The organism is Polaromonas sp. P1_G2 (genome assembly GCF_056405515.1).
Genome location: NZ_JBFUBY010000803.1, coordinates 1 through 553 on the forward strand (window position 1 = coordinate 1; position 553 = coordinate 553).

At 63.8% G+C, this 553-nt stretch carries 1 protein-coding gene; it reads right to left on the reverse strand.

What is annotated here, in order from left to right:
- Positions 1–509 (reverse strand): LysR family transcriptional regulator (locus AC1D0P_RS27690; RefSeq protein WP_477679659.1); only part of this gene is annotated, 509 nt, incomplete at its 3' end.
- Between the last annotated feature and the right edge of the window lie 44 nt (positions 510–553).

The window sequence follows — 553 nt, forward strand, 5'->3', positions numbered from 1 at the left end:
AGATTGGTGATCCGCAGATTGCCCGGCTCCGGCGGGCTATAGGTCAGCGCCAGATCGAGGCGGCCGGCTTGCATCAGGTTGCGCAGGTCTCCCGAATAGGCTTCGATGACGCTGAGTTCCGTCGCACTCTGCCCCTGACGCAGGGCACCGCCAATATGTTCGAGAAAAAGCGGCACGATGGTCGGGCATATGCCCAGCGTCACGCGCGCCGGGCTGCCGGAGAAATGCTCTCGCAAGCGGTCGACAAGGCCGTCGAGGCTGTCGAGATGTTTGCGTGCCTCAGTGACAAGATAGGTTCCGGCCTCCGTGGGAATGGCGCCGCGGCCGCTGCGGGTGAAGAGTGTCACGCCGAGCTCCCCTTCGAGCAACTTGATCTGGCGCGTCAATGCCGGCTGGGCGATGCCGATCGCACTTGCCGCACGCGAGACACTGCCATTGTCACAAACGGCAACGAAGTAGCGCAAGCGCCGGATATCCATGCCATTCCGCTCGGCCTTCATGGTATTCATCGCTCCGTCACGCGCGCAAGGCCGGCAGCGATCCAGGCCGGCGC